This window comes from Streptomyces sp. NPDC126510, from assembly GCF_040302345.1.
Taxonomy (GTDB): domain Bacteria; phylum Actinomycetota; class Actinomycetes; order Streptomycetales; family Streptomycetaceae; genus Streptomyces.
In genome coordinates, this window is the sequence record NZ_JBEORR010000005.1 from 304,007 (window position 1) to 323,513 (window position 19,507).

At 72.6% G+C, this 19,507-nt stretch carries 18 protein-coding genes; 6 read left to right on the forward strand and 12 right to left on the reverse strand.

What is annotated here, in order from left to right; genetic code table 11:
• Window positions 1-366 precede the first annotated feature (366 nt).
• On the forward strand, window positions 367-2,007 hold the full coding sequence (locus ABTX60_RS09115) for a protein kinase domain-containing protein (protein ID WP_352096422.1): 1,641 nt from the start codon (window positions 367-369) through the stop codon (window positions 2,005-2,007).
• A 68-nt stretch (window positions 2,008-2,075) separates the two neighbouring features.
• Here ABTX60_RS09115 and ABTX60_RS09120 read toward each other — a convergent pair whose 3' ends face one another.
• Together ABTX60_RS09120 and ABTX60_RS09125 are read right to left on the reverse strand one after the other, a co-directional pair.
• Window positions 2,076-2,615: a bacterial proteasome activator family protein gene (locus ABTX60_RS09120; RefSeq protein WP_351632447.1), complete on the reverse strand. Its 540-nt coding sequence runs from the start codon at window positions 2,613-2,615 to the stop codon at window positions 2,076-2,078.
• Window positions 2,616-2,700: 85 nt separating this feature from the next.
• Window positions 2,701-3,075 (reverse strand): hypothetical protein, encoded by a 375-nt coding sequence (locus tag ABTX60_RS09125; RefSeq protein ID WP_352096423.1) that lies wholly within the window; start codon window positions 3,073-3,075, stop codon window positions 2,701-2,703.
• 138 nt (window positions 3,076-3,213) lie between these two features.
• Here ABTX60_RS09125 and ABTX60_RS09130 point away from each other — a divergent pair, with 138 nt between their 5' ends.
• Complete coding sequence (locus tag ABTX60_RS09130; protein WP_352096424.1) at window positions 3,214-3,885, forward strand: hypothetical protein; 672 nt, start codon at window positions 3,214-3,216, stop codon at window positions 3,883-3,885.
• Between the two features lie 5 nt (window positions 3,886-3,890).
• Here ABTX60_RS09130 and ABTX60_RS09135 read toward each other — a convergent pair whose 3' ends face one another.
• Window positions 3,891-4,880 (reverse strand): NAD(P)H-quinone oxidoreductase, encoded by a 990-nt coding sequence (locus tag ABTX60_RS09135; protein ID WP_352096425.1) that lies wholly within the window; start codon window positions 4,878-4,880, stop codon window positions 3,891-3,893.
• 171 nt (window positions 4,881-5,051) lie between these two features.
• Between ABTX60_RS09135 and ABTX60_RS09140 the strand changes: the two genes are divergently transcribed.
• Both ABTX60_RS09140 and ABTX60_RS09145 read left to right on the forward strand, forming a co-directional pair.
• Entirely contained in the window at window positions 5,052-6,071 is a 1,020-nt protein-coding gene (locus ABTX60_RS09140; protein WP_352096426.1) for an ATP-binding cassette domain-containing protein, read from the forward strand.
• Window positions 6,068-6,916 (forward strand): ABC transporter permease, encoded by an 849-nt coding sequence (locus ABTX60_RS09145; protein WP_352096427.1) that lies wholly within the window; start codon window positions 6,068-6,070, stop codon window positions 6,914-6,916. Before ABTX60_RS09140 ends, ABTX60_RS09145 begins: the two co-directional genes overlap by 4 nt.
• A 215-nt stretch (window positions 6,917-7,131) precedes the next feature.
• On the opposite strand, the gene ABTX60_RS09150 is transcribed toward ABTX60_RS09145, so the two are convergent.
• The 6 genes from ABTX60_RS09150 to pdhA form a co-directional block, all read right to left on the reverse strand.
• Window positions 7,132-8,241 (reverse strand): potassium channel family protein, encoded by a 1,110-nt coding sequence (locus ABTX60_RS09150; RefSeq protein WP_352096428.1) that lies wholly within the window; start codon window positions 8,239-8,241, stop codon window positions 7,132-7,134.
• On the reverse strand, window positions 8,238-9,626 hold the full coding sequence (locus ABTX60_RS09155) for a molybdopterin molybdotransferase MoeA (RefSeq protein ID WP_352096429.1): 1,389 nt from the start codon (window positions 9,624-9,626) through the stop codon (window positions 8,238-8,240). Before ABTX60_RS09155 ends, ABTX60_RS09150 begins: the two co-directional genes overlap by 4 nt.
• Window positions 9,623-10,642: an NTP transferase domain-containing protein gene (locus tag ABTX60_RS09160; RefSeq protein ID WP_352096430.1), complete on the reverse strand. Its 1,020-nt coding sequence runs from the start codon at window positions 10,640-10,642 to the stop codon at window positions 9,623-9,625. The genes ABTX60_RS09155 and ABTX60_RS09160 overlap by 4 nt, the downstream gene beginning before the upstream one ends.
• A gap of 86 nt (window positions 10,643-10,728) precedes the next feature.
• Complete coding sequence (locus ABTX60_RS09165; protein ID WP_352096431.1) at window positions 10,729-12,195, reverse strand: dihydrolipoamide acetyltransferase family protein; 1,467 nt, start codon at window positions 12,193-12,195, stop codon at window positions 10,729-10,731.
• On the reverse strand, window positions 12,195-13,199 hold the full coding sequence (locus ABTX60_RS09170) for an alpha-ketoacid dehydrogenase subunit beta (RefSeq protein ID WP_352096432.1): 1,005 nt from the start codon (window positions 13,197-13,199) through the stop codon (window positions 12,195-12,197). The genes ABTX60_RS09165 and ABTX60_RS09170 overlap by 1 nt, the downstream gene beginning before the upstream one ends.
• The gene (pdhA, locus tag ABTX60_RS09175) at window positions 13,196-14,347 is read right to left on the reverse strand and encodes a pyruvate dehydrogenase (acetyl-transferring) E1 component subunit alpha (RefSeq protein WP_352096433.1); all 1,152 of its coding nucleotides are present in this window, start codon (window positions 14,345-14,347) and stop codon (window positions 13,196-13,198) included. The genes ABTX60_RS09170 and pdhA overlap by 4 nt, the downstream gene beginning before the upstream one ends.
• A gap of 190 nt (window positions 14,348-14,537) precedes the next feature.
• Between pdhA and ABTX60_RS09180 the strand changes: the two genes are divergently transcribed.
• A complete protein-coding gene (locus tag ABTX60_RS09180) occupies window positions 14,538-15,023 on the forward strand; it encodes an Lrp/AsnC family transcriptional regulator (protein WP_352096480.1) in 486 nt (161 codons plus the stop codon).
• An 18-nt stretch (window positions 15,024-15,041) separates the two neighbouring features.
• On the opposite strand, the gene ABTX60_RS09185 is transcribed toward ABTX60_RS09180, so the two are convergent.
• The 3 genes from ABTX60_RS09185 to ABTX60_RS09195 all read right to left on the reverse strand — a co-directional run bounded on the left by ABTX60_RS09185 (window position 15,042) and on the right by ABTX60_RS09195 (window position 17,543).
• Window positions 15,042-15,350 (reverse strand): hypothetical protein, encoded by a 309-nt coding sequence (locus ABTX60_RS09185; RefSeq protein ID WP_352096434.1) that lies wholly within the window; start codon window positions 15,348-15,350, stop codon window positions 15,042-15,044.
• An 88-nt stretch (window positions 15,351-15,438) separates the two neighbouring features.
• Window positions 15,439-16,029, reverse strand: coding sequence for a TetR/AcrR family transcriptional regulator (locus tag ABTX60_RS09190; protein WP_352096435.1), 591 nt, complete (start codon window positions 16,027-16,029; stop codon window positions 15,439-15,441).
• Window positions 16,026-17,543: a 3-hydroxyacyl-CoA dehydrogenase gene (locus ABTX60_RS09195; protein WP_352096436.1), complete on the reverse strand. Its 1,518-nt coding sequence runs from the start codon at window positions 17,541-17,543 to the stop codon at window positions 16,026-16,028. The genes ABTX60_RS09190 and ABTX60_RS09195 overlap by 4 nt, the downstream gene beginning before the upstream one ends.
• Window positions 17,544-17,703: 160 nt before the next feature.
• On the opposite strand from ABTX60_RS09195, the gene paaN reads away from it, so the two are divergent.
• A complete protein-coding gene (gene paaN, locus ABTX60_RS09200) occupies window positions 17,704-19,395 on the forward strand; it encodes a phenylacetic acid degradation protein PaaN (protein ID WP_352096437.1) in 1,692 nt (563 codons plus the stop codon).
• Window positions 19,396-19,507 lie beyond the last annotated feature (112 nt).

Sequence of the window (19,507 nt, forward strand, 5' to 3'; positions counted from 1 at the left end):
TCCTCGCCGTCGTTTCTGCCCGCGGTGCGCGCGGTGTTGTTACGGTCTCCGTCGGCCACGCTACAGCCTCCGCGCAAGCCTCCGGCCCGAGAAGGGGCGCCGGGACCGGCACGAGACGGACCGGCCATGAAACCTTCACTCCTTACCGTCGTGCAAATTCTGTGTCCCGCCCGTACGCCCCCGGTAACGCTTCCGCGACGCTTCTTTCGCGTACGGTCACGGAACGGGCACCGAGCTTGACGTGTCGGTGCCCTGGGGCAGACTTGGCCGGGAATGGCGGTTTGGATCAACGACGGATCGACGACTGATCTGCGGCGGATCAGCTGAAGTCGGCGGCGCCTCAAGGGCTACGGGGGAAAACACAACATGAGCCAGGACGGCGCACAGGGCCAGTACGCGGGGCGGGCGCTCGCCGGCGGCCGCTATCAGCTGCGTGACCTCCTCGGCCAGGGCGGCATGGCCTCGGTGCACCTCGCGTACGACAGCGTGCTCGACCGGCAGGTCGCCATCAAGACACTTCACACGGATCTCGGACGGGAACAGGCCTTCCGCGAGCGGTTCCGCCGCGAAGCCCAGTCCGTGGCCAAGCTCACGCACACCAACATCGTGTCGGTCTTCGACACCGGCGAGGACACCCTCGACGGCATGACGACGCCGTACATCGTCATGGAGTACGTCGAGGGCCGCCCGCTCGGCTCGGTCCTCGACGAGGACGTGCGGCAGCAGGGCGCGATGCCCGCCGACAAGGCGCTGAAGATCACCGCGGACGTGCTGGCGGCGCTGGAGATCAGCCACGAGATGGGCCTGGTCCACCGCGACATCAAGCCGGGCAACGTGATGATGACCAAGCGCGCCGTGGTCAAGGTCATGGACTTCGGCATCGCGCGCGCCATGCAGTCCGGTGTGACGTCGATGACGCAGACCGGCATGGTCGTCGGCACCCCGCAGTACCTCTCGCCGGAACAGGCCCTCGGCCGCGGTGTGGACGCCCGCTCCGACCTGTACTCGGTCGGCATCATGCTGTTCCAACTGGTCACCGGGCGGCTGCCGTTCGAAGCGGACTCGCCCCTGGCGATCGCGTACGCACACGTCCAGGAGGAGCCGCCGGTCCCGTCCTCGGTCAACCGCTCCCTGCCCCCGGCCGTGGACGCGCTGATCGCCCGCGCGCTCAAGAAGAACCCGAACGAGCGCTTCCCCAGCGCCGAGGCCATGCGCGACGAGTGCCTGCGGGTGGCCGCCTCCTTCCAGGCCGCGCCGCCGAGCATCGTCCCGGGCACCCAGGCCCCCAGCGGCGCGGGCGTCGGCTCGGCCGTGTTCCCGCCGGTCGACCAGGCGACCCCGGCGCCCTCGGGCCAGGTGCAGACGCCGTACCAGCCGGCCCCGCCCCCCAACCCGTACGGCACGCCCGCCCCGGCGGGGCCCTCCCCTGCGTACGGCTATCCGCAGCAGGGCGGCTACCAGACGCCGTCCCCGGCGGGGTACTCCCCGCAGCCCGGCCCGTCGACGCCGCCGCCGTACAACCTGTCGCCCCAGACCGCCGTCTCCTCCGGCGGCGGCCGGAACAACAAGCCGGTGATCATCGGCTCGATCATCGTGTCCGTCGTCGCGGTCGGCGGCCTCGTCACGGCGCTGCTGCTGAACGGCGGCAGCGAGGACGACAAGGGCGGCGACAACGGCGCGATCCCCTCCGCGTCGGCGGAGAAGAAGCCCGGCTACCGCGGCCCGGACACCTCGAAGACGATCGACACCGAGGAGTGCACGGAGCCGCAGGAGTCGTACAACGACCCCGACAAGATCCAGATCCCGGACTTCAAGTTCAAGAACATCAAGTCGGTCAAGGCCTGTCTCCAGGCGGCCGGCTGGGAAGTGAACGAGAAGAAGGTCGACGAGAACACCTACGGCGACGGCACGGTGATGAACCAGTTCCCGTCCGCCGACACCGACGTCGACCCCAAGGACATGCCCGAGATCGAGCTCAGCGTCTCGACGGGCAACCCGCCCTCCTGAGGTCCCCCGAGACGCGGAAGGGCCCGGCGGCTTCGCCGGGCCCTTCCCTCTGTGTGACCTGAGGCCGTCTACAGGTAAGGGCCTCCGGACCGGCCGCCCGGGTGCTGCTCGTCCAGGCCGTCGCCGACTCCCGGCGGGAGGGCGCGGCGCATCTGCTCCAGCTGCGCGCGGGCCGCCATCTGCTGGGCGAACAGCGTCGTCTGGATCCCGTGGAAGAGCCCCTCCAGCCACCCGACGAGCTGGGCCTGCGCGATGCGCAGCTCCGAGTCGCTGGGGGTCGTCTCGTCCGTGAAGGGCAGGGAGAGCCGCTCCAGCTCCTCGACCAGCTCGGGCGCCAGACCGTCCTCCAGCTCCTTCACCGAGCTGGCGTGGATGTCCTTGAGCCGGACCCGGCTGGCCTCGTCGAGGGGAGCCGCGCGCACCTCCTCCAGCAGCTGCTTGATCATGCTGCCGATCCGCATGACCTTCGCGGGCTGCTCCACCTGTTCCGTGACCGGGGTCTCGCGGGAGTCCTCGTCTGCGCTGCCGCCACCGAGCGCCATGCCGTCCTGGCCCACGACCAGGATCTGCGGGTTCTCCGGCGACCTTTCGTTCCTCGGCATCTCCATGTCGCCATTCTGTCGCACGCCTGCACCTCACCTCCGTGGTGCCCCCACAGGGGGCTGATCCACCGCGCTGGAGGAGACGAGTCGGTCACGCTTCGGGTTGCTCCCGCGGGAGTGCTTCCTCCTCGCGGGCGAAACGGAGCAGGCGGGCCTCGCAGTGGTCCAGCCGGCGGACCTCGGCCTCGTCCTGGAAGACGAGCTGCTCCAGGACGAGCAGCCGGGCCGGCTCCCCGGGGTGCTCCGGCGCCCGGGCCAGGGCCTCGGCACGCCGGCGCACATGGTCGTGCAGCGCCCGCGCCACGTGCCGCCGCTGGGCCCGTCGCAGGCGGCCCAGCCTCGTGTAGACCTGCCCGATGTCCAGCGGCCAGGTCCCGCCGGTGCGGGCCTCGAATTCGGTGCGCAGGCGGGAGCCGTAGCGGGGGCCGGCCGTCGGCAGGGCCGGCAGCCCGTGACGTATCGGCATAACCGGATGGTGCAGCGAATCCGCCCGTCGGCCGAACCCGGAGTGCCCGGAGTGGGGGGCGGTGTGAGGCTGATTGACACGATATGACGGAACTTGCCGTTTATGCTCTACCGGGCACGGCGGGAGGGGGTCACCCCCGTGACTCCATGGCTACGCGCGCTGCGGGCGACGGGACTGGTCCTCGCCCTGGGGGCCGGCGCGGCCGTCTCACCCGTCGGGTCCGTCCCGTCCCACGGAGCTGTCCGCGCGTACGACGAGGAGGCGGACCCGCAGGAGCCGGAGGAGGCGGGGTCCGAGTCCCTCGCCACCCCGCCCCCCGGGCCCGTGTCATCGTCCTCGTCCGCCCCGCCGGCTCCGTCGTCCCGGCCGACGGCATCGCCCCGGACGGCTGCGCCGTCCCGGTCCGCCGCGCCGTCCCGGGCGGCCTCACCCTCCCGGTCCGCCCCGTCACCGCTGGCTGCTCCGTCGGCCCGGTCGGCTTCGCCGGCCGCGGCGGCCGTGGCGCCCCCTTCCGACACCGGTGAGCCCTCGCGGGCCGGGAGCAGGGCGGGAGAGGGCCGGGTGCGGCCGGGACGGCCGGAGGAGACGGAGGAGGGGCCGGGCCTGTCCGACGCCACGGCCCTCTCCGAGGAACCGCGGGAGACCGACCCGGCACCCGCTGCTCCGTCGGAACAGCCCGTCCGCGAGGCCGCGACCGCAGAACGCCCCGTCGGCCAGGTCCTGCGCATCCTGCCCCTGGGCAGCGGCCTGGTCCTGATCGGCCTGGGACTGGCCCTGGCGTTCGTGGCGCTGCGGCTGCGGCGGGTCTAGGGGCTTCAGGCTCCCTGCGCGGCGATCAGCAGCACCTTTCCGATGTGGCCGCTCTCCTCCACCACCCGGTGCGCGGCGGCGGCGTCCCGCATCGGGAGCTCACGGTCGACGACCGGACGCAGGTGGCCGCCCGCGAACAGCGGCCAGACGTGTTCGCGTACGGCCGCGACGATGGCCGCCTTCTCCTCCCGGGGCCGGGCGCGCAGCGACGTCGCGCTGATGGCGGCGCGCTTGGCCAGCAGGGCGCCGATGTTCAGCTCGCCCTTCACGCCGCCCTGCATGCCGATGATCGCGAGCCGGCCGTTGACGGCGAGGGCCTTGACGTTGCGCTCCAGGTACTTGGCGCCCATGTTGTCGAGGATGACGTCGGCACCGGCGCCGTCCGTCGCCTTCCTGACCTCTTCGACGAAGTCCTGCTCGCGGTAGTTGACCAGGATGTCGGCGCCCAGCTCGGCACACCGCTGAAGCTTCTCCTTCGTACCGGCCGTCACGGCCACCCGCGCGCCGACGGCCTTGGCCAGCTGGATGGCCATCGTGCCGATGCCGCTCGAGCCGCCGTGCACGAGCAGCGTCTCGCCGGGCCGCAGATGGGCGATCATGAAGACGTTCGACCAGACGGTGCAGGCCACCTCGGGCAGTGCCGCGGCCTGCGTCAGGCCGATGCCCTCGGGCACGGGCAGCAGCTGCCCGGCCGGAACGGCCACCTTCTCGGCGTAGCCGCCCCCGGAGAGCAGCGCGCAGACCTCGTCGCCGACGTTCCAGCCGGAGACGCCGGTGCCGATCACGGCGATGCGCCCGGAGCACTCCAGGCCGGGGTAGGGGGACGCGCCGGGCGGCGGGTCGTAGAAGCCCTGCCGCTGCAGGATGTCGGCCCGGTTGACGGCACCGGCCGCCACCTCGACCAGGACCTCGCCCTCGCCGGGCACGGGGTCCGGGACCTCGTCCCAGACCAGCGCCTCGGGCCCACCAGGTTCGGGAATCGTGATCGCATGCATGCAAGGGACCGTACCCGTAGGTCCCCGGACCGAGTCCGCTCCGTCCCGAGGTCCTCCTCACCCCACGCCAGAGACCGGTCCCGGGCGAAAACCCATGTGCATGACCGATGAGTTTGCGCGACGGTAAAGGTCTCCCCATGCGTAGCCCAAGCACGCGGAAGGACCCGAAGCATGAGCACGCAGATGTCCGGCCTGGCGATCGAGACCGCGGGCCTGGTGAAGACGTTCGGCGAGACGAGGGCCGTCGACGGCGTCGACCTGGCCGTGCCCGCGGGCACGGTCTACGGCGTCCTCGGCCCGAACGGCGCCGGCAAGACCACCACCGTGAAGATGCTCGCCACACTCCTGCGGCCGGACGGCGGCGAAGCGCATGTCTTCGGTCACGACATCGTCCGCGAGGCGGACGAGGTGCGCGGCCGGGTGAGCCTCACCGGCCAGTACGCGTCGGTGGACGAGGACCTCACCGGCACCGAGAACCTGGTTCTGCTGGGCCGGCTGCTCGGCCACCACAAGAAGGCCGCCCGCGAGCGCGCCGCCCAGCTCCTGGAGGCCTTCGGACTCACGGACGCGGCCGCGAAGCAGGTCAAGCACTACTCCGGCGGCATGCGGCGCCGCATCGACATCGCGGCGTCCATCCTCAACACGCCCGACCTGCTGTTCCTGGACGAGCCGACCACCGGCCTGGACCCGCGCAGCCGCAACCAGGTCTGGGACATCGTGCGGGCCGTCGTCGCCCAGGGCACCACCGTGCTGCTCACCACGCAGTATCTGGACGAGGCCGATCAGCTGGCGTCCCGGATCGCCGTCATCGACCGGGGCAAGGTCATCGCCGAGGGCACCAAGGGCGAGCTGAAGTCGTCCGTCGGCGCCGGGTCCGTCCATCTGCGGCTCCGAGATCCCGACCAGCGCGGCCTCGCGGCCGACCTGCTGCGCCGCGCCCTCGACGCGCGGGTGCAGCCCGAGCCCGACCCGGTGGCCCTCACCGCCCGCCTCGGTACGGCGGCGAGTGCCGACTCCGCGGCCGAGCAGTCCGCCCGCGCGCTGAGCGAGCTGGCCCGCGCCGGGATCACCGTCGACAACTTCTCGCTGGGCCAGCCCAGCCTGGACGAGGTCTTCCTCGCCCTCACCGGGCACGACACCCACGACTCCGCCCAGAACTCCGACGACCCGAAGGACGAGGTGGCGGCATGAGCACCGCGACGACGACCGAGAGCAAGGAACTCGCCCCGGTCAGCGCCGAGTCCCTCGCCGCGCTGCTCGTCTCCAGGGAGCGGCCGCCGCGGCCCAGCGCGTGGTCGGCCTCGATGACCTTCGGCTGGCGGGCGATCCTCAAGATCAAGCACGTGCCGGAGCAGCTCTTCGACGTCACGGCGTTCCCGATCATGATGGTGCTGATGTACACGTACCTGTTCGGCGGGGCGTTGGCCGGATCGCCCGAGGAGTACATCCAGTTCCTGCTGCCGGGCATCCTCGTGATGTCGGTCGTGATGATCACGATGTACACCGGTGTCTCCGTGAACACCGACATCGAGAAGGGCGTCTTCGACCGCTTCCGCAGCCTGCCGATCTGGCGGCCGTCGACGATGGTCGGCTATCTGCTCGGGGACGCCCTGCGGTACACGATCGCGTCGGTCGTGATGCTCACCGTCGGAATCATCCTCGGCTACCGGCCGGACGGCGGGGTCGCCGGGGTGCTCGCCGGGATCGCCCTCCTGGTGGCCTTCTCGTTCGCCTTCTCGTGGATCTGGACGATGTTCGGACTGATGCTGCGCACCGAGAAGTCGGTGATGGGCGTCAGCATGATGGTGATCTTCCCGCTCACCTTCCTGTCCAACGTGTTCGTGGACCCGAAGACCATGCCGGGCTGGCTGCAGGCGTTCGTGAACAACAGCCCCATCACGCATCTGGCGTCGGCGGTGCGCGGCCTGATGGGCGGCGACTGGCCGGCCGACGAGGTCGCCTGGTCGCTGGGCTGGGCGGCGCTGTTCGTGCTGGTCTTCGGGCCGGTCACGATGCGGCTGTACAACCGCAAGTAGCCCTCGCGGCCCGGGCTTCCGGCCGGCCGTCGCGCACCGGACGGGGTGCGGGGCGGCCGGCCGTCGTATACCGGGCGGACGCGAGGCTCGCCGGCCGTCGCGCACCGGACGGGTGCGGGCCGGCCAGCCGTCGTATACCGGGCGGACGCGGGGCAGCCGGCCGTCGTGCACCGGGCGGAGGCGGCGCTCGCCGGCCGCTCTGCCCGTCAGGTGTGTCAGGTGTTGCGGGGCATCGGGGGCATCGGGCGGATGTCCGGCGCGACCTGGGTGGCCGGGGTCTTCCGCACGATCGTGATGAGGCGGTCGGTCAACTCCAGCCGTCCGACGGACGGATCGTCGTAGCCGAGGACCCGGTGACCGCGTATGACGCTCACCACCAGGTCGGCGACCTCCCGTGGCGTCTTGCCCACCTCGGCCTTCACCACCGGCCGTTCCACGATGTCGAGCCCGCTGCCCTGCTGGATGAGGTCCTCCATCACCATGCCGGCGGAGGGGCTGAGCACCGACAGGCCGAGCAGCCGGCCGGCGGCACTGGCGCTGGTGACGACCGCGTCGGCGCCCGACTGCTTGAGCAGCGGGGCGTTCTCCTCTTCCCGCACGGTGGCCACGATCTTCGCCCCGCGGTTGAGCTGCCGTGCCGTCAGCGCCACGAGGACCGCGGTGTCGTCGCGCTGGGTCGCGATGATGATCTGGCGCGCCTTGTGCACTTCGGCCTGCTTCAGCACCTCGCTGCGGGTCGCGTCCCCGACGATGCCCGCGTAGCCCTCGGCGGTCGCGGCGTCGATCACCTTGGAACTGGGGTCGACCACGACGACCTGCTCCTTCCTCAGACCCGTCGCGCAGACGGTCCGGATCGCCGACCTGCCCTTCGTGCCAAAGCCGATGACGACGGTGTGATCGCGCAACGTGGACCTCCAGCGGGTCAGTCGCCATTCCTCCCGGGTGCGTTCGGTGAGGGCTTCGAGGGTGGTGCCGACCAGGATGATCAGGAACAGCACCCGCAGGGGCGTGATGACGAGGATGTTGGTGAGCCGGGCGCTCTCGCTCGCCGGGGTGATGTCACCGTAGCCGGTGGTCGAGAGCGTGACGGTCGCGTAGTAGAACGCGTCGAGGAGGCTGATGCCGCCGCCCGCGTTGTCGTTGTAGCCGTCGCGGTCGGCGTACACGATCAGCGCGGTCAGGACGAGGACGAACAGCGCCATGGAGAGCCGCTTGGCGACCTGGCGGATCGGGTGCTCCACCACTTTCCTCGGGAGTTTCACCCGATAGGTAACCAGATGTTCGTCGGCCTGGCGGGCGATCGCGTCCTGGCCCGGAAGTTTCACGTGAAACACACCCCGATTCCACCGGACGCCCAGGGCAGGTCGAGCAGTTCCGCGTCCTGTCCCGGACGTGCGCCGCCCGGCGGGACCACGGCCAGCGCGTCGGCCGCCGCGATGCCGCGCAGCATGGCGGGGCCGTTGTAGTGCAGCGGCACGGCCTCGTCGCCGCGCAGGACGACCGGGACGAGCCGGGTGTCGTGCGGGTGCCCGTGCACGGCGTCCCGGAGCGGCATCGTGTACGGCTCGGGGGCCGGGCGCGCCGCGAGGGTTCGCAGCAGGGGCTCGGCGAGCGTCAGCAAGGCGGAGACGGCGGCGAGCGGGTTGCCCGGGAGGCCCACGAGGTGCTGGGTCTGCGTGATGCGGGCCAGCAGCATGGGGTGGCCCGGGCGCACCTTGACGCCGTCCACGAGGAGTTCGGCGCCGATCCGGCGCAGCGTGGGATGCACGTGGTCGACGGGGCCCGCCGCGGTGCCGCCGGTGGTGAGGACGACGTCGGCGCCGGAGGCGGTGACGGCCTCGTGCAGGGCGTCGGCGTCGTCACGGATGCGCCGGACTGCGGTGACCTCGGCGCCGAGCGCCCGCAGCCAGGGCGGCAGCATCGGGCCGAGCGCGTCCCGGATCAGGCCGTCGTGCGGCAGGCCCTGGGTGAGCAACTCGTCACCGAGGACCAGGACTTCGGCTCGGGCGCGGGGAACGGCGGTGACGCTGTCGTATCCGGCCGCCGCCGCGAGCCCGAGGACGGCCGGGGTGACCAGCGTGCCGACGGCGAGGAGCTGGTCGCCGGTACGGCACTCCTGGCCACGCGGGCGGATGTCCTGACCGGGGACGACGTCCCTCGTCGCGTACAGGCGGCCCTTGTCGTCGGTGCGGCCGTGCTCGCTGCGCAGGACCGCGGTGGTGTCCGGGGGGATGCGGGCGCCGGTGGCGATCCCGACGGCCTCGCCGTCGGTGAGGGACCCGGGCCCGGCATGCCCGGCGAGGACGCCCTCGTCCCGTACGTGCCAGGGGGCGGGGCCGCACACCGCCCAGCCGTCCATCGCGGAGGTGTCGAAGGAGGGGAGGTCGGTGAGGGCGTCCAGCGGGGCGGCGAGGGTCAGGCCGAGGGCGGTGTCGAGGGGCGCGGAGACGGGGGCTCGGCGGGCGGCCCGGGCGGCGTCGCGGCCGGCGCGTTCGGCCAGGGCCCGGGCCTCGGGCCAGGGGGTGGCGCGGTGGCGGGTGTCGGGCCGGGCGGCGGGGTCCGGCTGGTGGGAGGTGTGGGCGCCGTCCGTCTCGCCCGGCGCTGCGGGGTCGGGCAGCTGGGGGCCGTTGCTGTTCCTCACGAGGGCGAGCACCTCCTCGACGTCGAGGTCCTCGGCGTCCTCACCGGCACGGGCGCCGTGCGGGGTCATCCGGCGTCCGGGCGGGTGTCGGGCGTGGCGTCGGGGGCCACGTCGCCCTGAGGGGGCTGCGAGCCGTCCGCGGCCACGTCGCCCTGTGGCTGCTGCGAGCCGTCGGCGGAGGGCTCGGCCTCGGAGGTGCTCTCCTGCGCCCAGCGGCCCGCTAGAGCCGCGGCTTTGCGGGCTGCCTCGGCGACCGCCTCGGGCCCTCCGCCCGCCTGCGCGGCCGCGTAGCCGACGAGGAAGGTGGTCAGCGGCGCCGCGGGCCGGGCCACCCCGTGGGCGGCGTCGCGGGCGAGGTCGAGCAGGCCGCGGGTGTCGACATCGAGGTCGATCCCCAGTTCGTCCTTGACGGCGGAAATCCATTCATCCAACACGTGCCCATGCTCCCTGATACGTGCCCTGGCGGTGGCGATGTCGTCCCAGGTGTCGCAGTCGAAGGACGCGACGGGGTCCAAGACGCGGGTGAGGTTCAACTCGGCGGTGAGGCGCCGCAGGGGGAGACCGGCGAGAGTGCCGTGCCGGTCGGTGAGGAGGGCGAGCTCCTCGCGCAGCCGCGGCGCGCGGTAGGCCGCCACGAGCGGCTGGTCACGGCCGGTGGAGTCGGTCAGCAGCACACCGTCGCAACCGCTCGCCCGCAGCGCGCTCAGCAGACGGCCCACGGTCGGCTCCTGAAGGAACGGCAGGTCGGCGGAGAGCACGGCGACGTACTCGGCCGTGGTGTGGCGGAGCCCGGCGTCGAGCGCGGCGAGCGGTCCGCCGCCGGGCGGGTCCTCGCGGGCCCAGGTCACGGGCCGTGCGGTCGGCCGGGGCGCGGCGACGACGACGGTGGTGCGAGCGGTGGCGCAGGCCGCGAGCACCCGGTCGAGCAGGGGCCGTCCGCCCACCCGCACGCCGGGTTTGTCCGTGCCTCCCAGGCGCCGGGCGGCACCGCCGGCGAGCACGACGGCGTCGTATCCGGCGGGGTCCGCCCCCCGCGCGGGGGCGGTTGCGGCGCCGGGTTCACCGGGGGGCTCGTAGGCGGTCACCCCCCGAGTATGCGTGCCCCCGCGATCACACGGAACGCGGGGGAAGCGACGCGATCACGAACACCGGCTCGTACGAGGAACAGGAATCACAGCGTCCGCAGCAGCACCGCCGGCTGTTCCACGCAGTCCGCGACGTACCGCAGGAAGCCGCCTGCCACGCCCCCGTCGCACACCCGGTGGTCGAAGGTGAGCGAGAGCTGGACGACCTGCCGCACCGCCAGCTCGCCCTCGTGCACCCACGGCTTGGGGACGATGCGGCCGACGCCGAGCATGGCGGCCTCGGGGTGGTTGATGATCGGGGTGGAGCCGTCGACGCCGAAGACGCCGTAGTTGTTCAGCGTGAAGGTCCCTCCGGTGAGTTCGCCCGGCGTCAGCCTCCCCGTCCGGCCCGCCTCGGTCAGCCGGGCGAACTCGGCGGTCAGCGACTCGGCGTCGCGAGCGTGCGCGTCCCGTACGACCGGGACGACCAGGCCCCGGTCGGTCTGCGCCGCGAACCCCAGGTGCACATGGTCGAACCGGACGACCTCCCTGGCCTCCGCGTCCACCGTGGAGTTGAGCTCGGGGAAGCGGGCGAGGGCCGCGGTGCAGATCCGGGCCAGCAGGGCCAGGAGGGAGATCTTCGGCCCGCCGGCCGCGTTCATCGCGGCGCGCGCCCGCATGAGCTCCGTGGCGTCCGCGTCCACCCAGCAGGTGGCGTCGGGGATCTCGCGGCGACTGCGCGCCAGCTTGTCGGCGACAGCGCCCCGGATGCCCTTGAGCGGGGTGCGGATCTCGCCCGGTGCCGCTGTCGCCGACGAAACCACCGCGGGTTGGGGCACCACTGCCTGCGGCACCTGCGGGTGCGGCTGCGCCGACGGTGCCGTGACGCCCTGCCCGGCCACCCGCAGGGCGCACTCCACGTCCGCCCGCAGGATCAGCCCGTCGGGGCCGGACCCGGTCAGTTCCCGCAGGTCCAGGCCGTTCTGCCGGGCCAGTCGGCGCACCAGGGGGGAGATCACGGGGACCGGACCGTCGTCCCGGCCGGGGCCGTCGGCCTGGCCGTTCACGGTCGTCCCGGGGCCGCCGGCCCGCACCTGCGCGCCGGCCGGGGACGCGGCGGCGTCCGCCCGCCCGTTCAACGGCCCTGCGGCCCGGGTCTGCCCGGCGTGCCCTGCGGCACCGGCCTGCCCGGCGGTCGCGGACGCGCCCGACACCGGCCGCTCCTGCCGCACCCGGCGGCGCCGCGCGGGCGCCTCGGAGGTGCCGTAGCCGACCAGGACGTTGCCCGAGCCCCCGGAGCCGGTGTCACCGTCGCCGGAAGCGGGCCGCTCCCCCACCGCCACGGTGATCAGCGGAGCCCCCACGGGCAGTTCCGTGCCCTCCTCGCCGAAGCGGGCCGTGACGACACCGCCGTAGGGGCAGGGCACCTCGACCATCGCCTTGGCCGTCTCGACCTCGACGACCGGCTGGTCGATCGCGACGACGTCGCCGACCTCGACCAGCCAGCGCACGATCTCCGCCTCGGTGAGCCCCTCACCGAGGTCGGGCAGCTTGAACTCGAGGACCTGTGCCATCAGCTCTCGGCCTCCCACTGCAGACGCCCCACGGCGTCCAGGATCCGGTCCACTCCGGGCAGGTGGTGGCGTTCCAGCATCGGCGGCGGATACGGGATGTCGAACCCGGCCACGCGCAGCACCGGAGCCTCCAGGTGGTGGAAGCAGCGCTCCGTGACCCGGGCCGCGATCTCCCCGCCCGGGCCCCCGAAGGAACCCGACTCGTGGACGACGACCGCGCGTCCCGTCCGCCGCACCGAGGCGCACACCGTCTCGTCGTCGAACGGCACCAGGGAGCGCAGGTCGACGACTTCGAGGTCCCAGCCCTCGGCCGAGGCCGCCTCGGCGGCCTCCATGCAGACCGGTACGGACGGGCCGTAGGTGATGAGCGTGGCGCTGCGGCCCGGGCGCCGCACCACGGCGCGGCCGATCGGCTCGACGGGTGCCGGCTCCTCGGGGTTCCAGGAGTCCTTCGACCAGTACAGCCGCTTCGGCTCCAGGAAGACGACCGGGTCGTCGGAGGCGATGGCGGCGCGCAGCAGCCCGTAGGCGTCGGCGACCGTGGCGGGCGTGACGACATGGAGCCCCGGAGTCGCCATGTAGTACGCCTCGGAGGAGTCGCTGTGGTGCTCGACGCCGCCGATGCCGCCGCCGTAGGGGACGCGGATGGTGATCGGCAGGGGCATCCTGCCGCGGGTGCGGTTGCGCATCCGGGCCACGTGCGAGATGAGCTGCTCGAACGCCGGGTAGGCGAACGCGTCGAACTGCATCTCCACGACCGGCCGGAGCCCGTACATGGCCATGCCGACCGCGGTGCCGAGGATGCCGGCCTCGGCGAGCGGGGTGTCCGTGCAGCGGTCCTCGCCGAACTCCTTCGCGAGTCCGTCGGTGACGCGGAAGACGCCGCCGAGGGTGCCGACGTCCTCGCCCATGACGTGCACGGCGGGGTCGGCGGCCATGGCGTCGCGCAGCGCGCGCGTGAGGGCCTGCGCCATGGTGGCCGGCTTGACGGCGACGGTGGTCATCGGTGCGTGCCCCCCTCCGGAGCGGTGTCGGCCTCGGCCTCCAGCTCGGCCCGCAGCTGGTCGCGCTGCTCGCGCAGTTGCCCGGTGGGCTCGGCGTAGACGTGGTCGAACAGGTCCATCGGGTCGAGGACCGGGTCCTGGTTCATGTGCTCGCGCAGGGCCGCGGCCATGGTCTCGGCGTCCTGGCGGGCGGCCTCGATGCCGGCCTCGTCGAGCAGGCCGCGCCCGGTCAGCTCGCGCTCCAGCAGCCGGATCGGGTCGTGCTCGCGCCACGTCTCGACCTCGGCGTCGCCGCGGTAGCGGGTCGCGTCGTCGGCGTTGGTGTGGGCGTCGACGCGGTAGGTGATCGCCTCGACGAGGGTGGGGCCGCCACCCGCGCGGGCGTGGCGTACGGCGTCGGAGAGCACCTCGTGCACGGCCGCGGCGTCGTTGCCGTCGACCAGGCGGCCGGGCATGCCGTAGCCGACGGCCTTGTGGGCCAGCGACGGGGCCGCGGTCTGCTTGGCGAGCGGGACGGAGATCGCGAAGCCGTTGTTCTGCACGAAGAAGACGACCGGGGCCTGCCAGACGGCGGCGAAGTTCAGCGCCTCGTGGAAGTCGCCCTCGCTGGTGCCGCCGTCGCCGACCATGGCCAGCGCGACCACGTCGTCGCCCTTGAGGCGGGCGGCGTGCGCGAGGCCGACGGCGTGCGGCAGCTGGGTGGCGAGCGGGGTGCACAAGGGGGCGACCCGGTGCTCGTAGGGGTCGTAGCCGGTGTGCCAGTCGCCGCGCAGCAGGGTGAGCGCCTCGACGGGGTCCACTCCCCGGGCCACCACGGCGAGGGTGTCGCGGTAGCTCGGGAAGAGCCAGTCGCGCTCCTGAAGGACCATGGCGGCGGCGACCTCGCAGGCCTCCTGGCCGGTGGTGGAGGGGTAGACCGCGAGACGGCCCTGCTTGGTGAGGGCGGTGGCCTGTGCGTTGTAGCGACGGCCCTTCACCAGCTGCGCGTACAGCGTCCTCAGCAGCTCGGGGTCGGCCTTCGCGGCCGCCTCGGTGCCGAGGACGCGGTACGGCTCGGCGTCGGGCAGCAGCGGCGCGGGATCCGTCCGGGGCTGCCAGGCGGGCGGCGGGGTGGGCTGGTACGCGCCCCGCTGCTCCATGACCGTCATGACGGCACCTCCTCGTGGGAGCGGCTCGAAGAGGCGCGTCGGCTGTGACCCGCCTCACCTACCGATTGTTCGGTCGACGGCACAATTTGGCTATGGGTGGCCCCAGGCTGTGGACAAACGGTTCTCCACAGCCTGAGATGGACGCAGTACGTCCATGGCGGGGAGGTCGGCGCAGGTGGCATCTGAACAAATGGCCGAAGGGCAGGGCGACAGCGGCGTGCAGCCGCCGGCACGGCCCCTGGACGCCATAGATCAGGACATCCTGCGCATGCTCCAGGCGGACGGCCGCGCCTCGATACGGTCGGTCGCCGAGCGCGTCCACGTCTCCCGGGCGAACGCCTACGCCCGTATCAACCGGCTCGTCGAGGACGGTGTCATCCGTGGCTTCGGCGCCCGGGTCGACCACCAGCGGGCAGGTCAGGGCACGTCCGCCTACATCACGCTGAAGATCGTCCAGAACTCCTGGCGCACGGTGCGCGAGGAGCTCAGACAACTGCCCGGCGCCTCCCACATCGCTTTGGTGGGCGGCGACTTCGACGTACTGCTGCTGGTCCACGTCTCCGACAACCGGGCCCTGCGCGAGCTGGTGCTGACCCGCCTCCAGGCCATCCCGCAGGTGCTCAGCACCCGCACCCTCTTGGTGTTCGAGGAGCAGGACCTGGAGCCGCAGGGCTGACCGGCCGGGCCGCGCCCGTCAGCTCGCGGCCATCGCGACGCCGAGCAGGACCGCGAACGTCACCGGGAGCAGCGCGCAGCCGAGCCCGGTGCCGGCGGCCGCGATCCGCAGTCCGCGCAGGGACCGGCGGTGCGGCAGCACCCAGGCCAAAGCGAGAAGGCCGGCCGCCCAGAACAGCACGCCCGAGAAGGCGCCGGGGCCGTCCTGGGCGGCGAACCAGCGGTACTCCAGTACGAGGAGCGGCAGGCCGAGCAGGGTGGCCGCGAGCGGTGCCCGCCACCAGGTCCGGTGGGCGGCGCAGGTGGGCGGTGCGTCATGTCCGAGCATGCGCCCCACCCCATCACCGCGCGATGGCCGGGACATCGTCACGCCTACTCAGCCCGCCCGTGCGCGGGTACTCACGCGGAGGGCGCCGTCACCCGGCCTTGCGCAGACCCCCGAAGGCCAGCTGCACCACCGCGTCGGCCACCTCGCGCTCGCTCATGCCGCGCCCGTCCGGCCGGTACCACTCGACGATCGAGTTGATCATGCCGAAGACCAGCCGGGTCACCAGCCGGACGTCTATGTCGGCGCGCACGTCCCCGTCCGCGGCGGCCGCCTTGAGCAGATCGGCGACCCGGTGGTCGAAGTCGCGGCGCCGCTCCAGGGCCCACCGCTCGGTGTCGGTGTTGCCGCGCACCCGCAGCAGCAGGGTCACGTAGGGCAGCTCGGTGATCAGCACCTCGACCATGCGCCGGACGACGTACTCCAGACGGTCCGAGGCGCGTCCAACACGCGCGTGCTCCTCGTCGAGGATCCCGAAGAGCCCGTCCAGGGCCCGGTTCACGGCCCGGCTCAGCAGCTCCTCCTTGCCGGTCACGTGGTGGTAGATCGACGACTTGGAGATGCCGGCCGCCTTGGAGAGGTGCTCCATGGAGGTGCCGTCGTAGCCCCGCTCGTTGAACACCCGGACGGCGACGGACAGCAGGGTGTCCGGGGTGTAGGTGTCGCGCTTGGCGGTGGTCATGAGGCGGTGCCCTCCCGCTTGTCGGAGGCGTGCGCGTGGCGGTACAGCGCCAGGGAGGGCGCATAGCGCCCCGAGGGGTCGCGCAGGTGGAGGTCGTCCAGGAGCGCGTAGGCCCAGGAGCGGCCGAGCCGGCGGCTCCACTCGAAGGGACCGAGCGGGTAGTTGACGCCGAGCCGCATCGCGGTGTCGACGTCCTCCTCGGTGGCGACGCCCTTGGCGACGGCGTCGTGCGCCAGGTCGATGATCCGCGCCACCGTGCGGGCGACGATCATGCCCGGGACGTCGCCGATGACACTGACCTGCTTGCCGAGCGCCTGGAAGAGACCGATGGCCTCGGCGAGGGTCTGCGGGGAGGTGTCCTGGGAGGCGGACAGGGCGATCCGGGTGGCCTTGCGGTAGTCGAGGGCGAGGTCGAAGTAGACGACGTCGCGGAACTCCACGGAGGTCTGCCCGTCGGCCAGGGCGAGCTGCCCGCCGCTCGGCAGCACCAGGCGACTGCCGCTGTCCTCGTCCTCGTCACGGACCGGGATGCCCGCCTCGCGGATCAGCGGGAGCAGCTCGGCGGCCGGGCCCAGATCGCCCTCGGCGACGACGTACGCGGGCGGCTGCCGCTTGTCGGCGGTGTCCGGTTCGGGGCGCTCGGCGTCCTCGCCGTGGTCGTACCAGCCGTGCCCGGTCTTGCGGCCGAGCCGGCCCGACTCGACCAGGCGCCGCTGGGCGAGGGACGGCGTGAAGCGCACGTCCTGGAAGAAGGACTCCCAGACCGACCGCGTGACCGACTCGTTGACGTCCTGGCCGATCAGGTCGGTCAGCTCGAACGCGCCCATCCGGAAGCCCCCCGACTCGCGCAGCACGGCGTCGATGGTGGCGGGGTCGGTGCCCTGCGCCTCGTACACCGCGAAGGCCTCGGCGTAGAAGGGCCGGGCGATCCGGTTGACGATGAAGCCGGGGGTGTCAGCGCAGGCCACGGGCGTCTTGCCCCAGGCGCGGGCGGTCTCGTACGCGCGCGTGGCGTAGGTGACGTCGGTGGCGAAGCCGGAGACGACCTCGACCAGCGGCAGCAGCGGCGCGGGGTTGAAGAAATGCAGGCCGACGAACCGGCCGGGAGCGCGCAGGGCGCCGCCGATGGCGGTGACGGACAGCGACGAGGTGTTGGTGGCGAGCAGGCAGTCGTCGTCGACGATGCCCTCCAGCGCGCGGAACAGGTCCTGTTTGACGTCCAGCCGCTCCAGGACGGCCTCGACGACCAGGGCGCAGTCGGCGAGCTCGGGGAGATCCTCGGCGGGCAGCAGCCGGGCCCGGGCGGCGTCCCGGTCGGCGCCGGTGAGCCGCTCCTTCTCGACGAGCCGGTCCAGACGGGCACCGATGGCGTCGGCCGCCTCCCGGGCCCGCCCGGGAACGGTGTCGTACAGCCGTACGGGATGGCCCGCGACCAGCGCGACCTGGGCGATTCCCTGGCCCATGGTGCCGGTGCCGACGACGGCCACGGGGCTGCTGAGGTCCAGTGCTGTCATGTGCGCGATCCTCCCGCACGGGGTTTTCCACAGATGCGGCGGACCCCCTTGAACCGACCGATCGTTCGGTTACTCTAGCTCTGTCCGAGTGTTCCTGCCCAGGTTTCTGCCCAGGTCATGAACTCGACGAGGAGTTCTTGAGACGAGGAGTTGGTCACCCATGACCGCCGCACTCTCGGCGCACGAGCTGATCGCCCGGCACCGGTCCACCCTCGACCAGGCGCTGGAAGCGATCCGCACACGCGCCTACTGGTCCCCGCACCCCGAGCACCCCAAGGCCTACGGGGAGAACGGCAGCCTGGACGCGGCGGCGGGCAAGGCCGCCTTCGACGCCCTGCTCGGCTCCCGCCTCGACCTCGGCCAGCCGGGCACGGACGACTGGGTGGGCGGCGAGACGTCCCCGTACGGCGTCGACCTGGGCGTGACGTACCCGCACGCGGACCTCGACGTGCTGCTGCCCGCCATGAAGGCCGGTCAGCGGGCCTGGCGGGACGCGGGCGCGGAGCAGCGCGCGGTGGTCTGCCTGGAGATCCTCAAGCGCATCAGCGACCGGACGCACGAGTTCGCCCACGCGGTCATGCACACCTCCGGCCAGGCGTTCATGATGGCGTTCCAGGCGGGCGGCCCGCACGCGCAGGACCGCGGCCTGGAGGCGGTGGCGTACGCGTACGTCGAGCAGGTGCGCACGCCCGACAACGCCGAGTGGACCAAGCCGCAGGGCAAGCGCGACCCGCTGGCGATGGCCAAGCAGTTCACGCCGGTCCCGCGCGGCATCGCCCTCATGATCGGCTGCAACACCTTCCCGACGTGGAACGGCTACCCGGGCCTGTTCGCCTCCCTCGCCACGGGCAACGCGGTCCTGGTCAAGCCGCACCCACGCGCGGTGCTGCCGCTCGCGCTCACCGTGCAGGTCGCCCGCGAGGTGCTCGCCGAGGCCGGCTTCGACCCGAACCTGGTCGCGCTGGCCGCCGAACGGCCCGGCGAGGGCATCGCCAAGACGCTCGCGCTGCGCCCCGAGATCCGCATCATCGACTACACGGGCTCGACCGAGTTCGGCGACTGGCTGGAGGCCAACGCCCGCCAGGCGCAGGTCTACACGGAGAAGGCCGGCGTCAACACCGTCGTCGTCCACTCCACGTCCGACTACAAGGGCATGCTCTCCAACCTGGCCTTCTCGCTGTCCCTGTACAGCGGCCAGATGTGCACGACCCCGCAGAACCTCCTCGTCCCCCGCGAGGGCATCTCCACCGACCAGGGCCCCAAGTCCTACGACGAGGTCGTCGCGGATCTCGCCCGGTCCGTGGACGGGCTGCTGGGCGACGACGCCCGGGCGAACGCGCTGCTCGGCGCGATCGTCAACCCGGACGTGAAGGGCCGCCTGGAGGCCGCTTCGGGGCTGGGCGAGGTCGCCCTGGCCTCCCGTGAGATCACCAACCCGGACTTCCCGGGCGCCGTCGTCCGTACGCCGGTGATCGTCAAGCTGGACGGGGCCAAGCCGGACGACGAGGCCGCGTACATGAGCGAGTGCTTCGGGCCGGTGTCCTTCGCCGTCGCGGTCGACTCCGCGTCCGATGCGGTGGAGCTGCTGCGGCGGACCGTGCGGGAGAAGGGCGCGATGACCGTCGGGGCGTACACGACCGACCCGGACGTCGAGCAGGACGTGCAGGAGGTCTGCCTGGAAGAGGCGGCGCAGCTGTCGCTGAACCTCACGGGCGGGGTGTACGTGAACCAGACCGCCGCGTTCTCCGACTTCCACGGGTCGGGGGGCAACCCCGCTGCCAGTGCGGCGCTGTGTGACGGGGCGTTCGTGGCCAACCGGTTCCGGGTGGTCGAAGTGCGGCGGGACGCGTAGCTGGGGCTCGGGGGCGCCTAAGAGTTCGGGGGTTCTCGTTGGCGCGCGGGTGCCGGACGGTTGTGGTTGTTCGCGCCCGCGCGGCGGAGCCGCTCATCGATACAGCCCCGCG

Bases quoted from the DNA above. Each gene is read 5' to 3' on its own strand.
- ABTX60_RS09135 (WP_352096425.1), bottom strand. From the start codon at position 4,880: ATGCATGCGATCACGATTCCCGAACCTGGTGGGCCCGAGGCGCTGGTC.
- ABTX60_RS09190 (WP_352096435.1), bottom strand. From the start codon at position 16,029: ATGACCACCGCCAAGCGCGACACCTACACCCCGGACACCCTGCTGTCC.
- ABTX60_RS09145 (WP_352096427.1), top strand. From the start codon at position 6,068: ATGAGCACCGCGACGACGACCGAGAGCAAGGAACTCGCCCCGGTCAGC.
- ABTX60_RS09120 (WP_351632447.1), bottom strand. From the start codon at position 2,615: ATGGAGATGCCGAGGAACGAAAGGTCGCCGGAGAACCCGCAGATCCTG.
- pdhA (WP_352096433.1), bottom strand. From the start codon at position 14,347: ATGACGGTCATGGAGCAGCGGGGCGCGTACCAGCCCACCCCGCCGCCC.
- ABTX60_RS09180 (WP_352096480.1), top strand. From the start codon at position 14,538: ATGGCCGAAGGGCAGGGCGACAGCGGCGTGCAGCCGCCGGCACGGCCC.
- ABTX60_RS09125 (WP_352096423.1), bottom strand. From the start codon at position 3,075: ATGCCGATACGTCACGGGCTGCCGGCCCTGCCGACGGCCGGCCCCCGC.
- ABTX60_RS09185 (WP_352096434.1), bottom strand. From the start codon at position 15,350: ATGCTCGGACATGACGCACCGCCCACCTGCGCCGCCCACCGGACCTGG.
- ABTX60_RS09195 (WP_352096436.1), bottom strand. From the start codon at position 17,543: ATGACAGCACTGGACCTCAGCAGCCCCGTGGCCGTCGTCGGCACCGGC.
- ABTX60_RS09115 (WP_352096422.1), top strand. From the start codon at position 367: ATGAGCCAGGACGGCGCACAGGGCCAGTACGCGGGGCGGGCGCTCGCC.
- ABTX60_RS09165 (WP_352096431.1), bottom strand. From the start codon at position 12,195: ATGGCACAGGTCCTCGAGTTCAAGCTGCCCGACCTCGGTGAGGGGCTC.
- ABTX60_RS09140 (WP_352096426.1), top strand. From the start codon at position 5,052: ATGAGCACGCAGATGTCCGGCCTGGCGATCGAGACCGCGGGCCTGGTG.
- paaN (WP_352096437.1), top strand. From the start codon at position 17,704: ATGACCGCCGCACTCTCGGCGCACGAGCTGATCGCCCGGCACCGGTCC.
- ABTX60_RS09170 (WP_352096432.1), bottom strand. From the start codon at position 13,199: ATGACCACCGTCGCCGTCAAGCCGGCCACCATGGCGCAGGCCCTCACG.
- ABTX60_RS09155 (WP_352096429.1), bottom strand. From the start codon at position 9,626: ATGACCCCGCACGGCGCCCGTGCCGGTGAGGACGCCGAGGACCTCGAC.